The sequence below is a fragment of the Parendozoicomonas verongulae genome (assembly GCF_009711465.1).
GTDB lineage: Bacteria > Pseudomonadota > Gammaproteobacteria > Pseudomonadales > Endozoicomonadaceae > Sansalvadorimonas > Sansalvadorimonas verongulae.
The window spans coordinates 2,108-2,733 of record NZ_SMME01000665.1 but is presented as its reverse complement, the minus strand read 5'-3'; the positions used below and the strand labels follow the sequence as shown (position 1 = coordinate 2,733).

1 protein-coding gene is annotated in these 626 nt (G+C 46.8%); it reads right to left on the bottom strand.

Translation table 11 applies throughout. The features are described from left to right. A partial coding sequence (locus E1189_RS25015) for a hypothetical protein (RefSeq protein ID WP_230460060.1) occupies nucleotides 1–358 on the bottom strand: 358 nt, incomplete at its 3' end. Nucleotides 359–626 lie beyond the last annotated feature (268 nt).

Genomic DNA, 626 nt, shown 5'->3' with positions numbered 1-626 from the left:
CAGAATATTTATCAGAAATAACTAATAACCGTTTACGCCATGCTTCTTCATCAAGACAAGGTTGCCAATGATGCTCACTGAGTTCATGAGCTTTCTTCTCCAGGCTTGTAGAATTCCACCAGGGGGCCCCAAACAGAATGACAGGGCGATACTGACTTGTTCTGGTTTTGAATACTGAAAAAGCAGGGAGACCGGTGAGCAGCCTGCCTATATCCGGAACACCTTCCGGCTCTTCTGTCCAGGTGGGTGTCAGATTATCTATTTTCAGATTGGCCTCCAGTATGGGGGAATATCCACTGTACCTTGGCAGGGTTAAGGGTGAAGCAGCGTCCAGTACCCTCCTGATGTAGCCGTCCATATCTCTTTCTTTACCCCAAAAATGGTCATACCAGTTTTTCAAAGGGTGCTGAACCAATGGTTTGAGCTCATTGACAGTGTCCATCTTTTTCAAGAGGTCATGAAGTATCCTTGCCCTGGTATAAGGGCAATTGGCCGGTTCAAGCCAATTTTGTTGAATAGCGACCTGAGCAATAGCTATAAATTGAGGTGAATTGATGCTCAGGGAAGTGAGTACACAGACCATGGAATATTGCCAGTCCATGTGGCAGACCACGCCGCTCTGGACC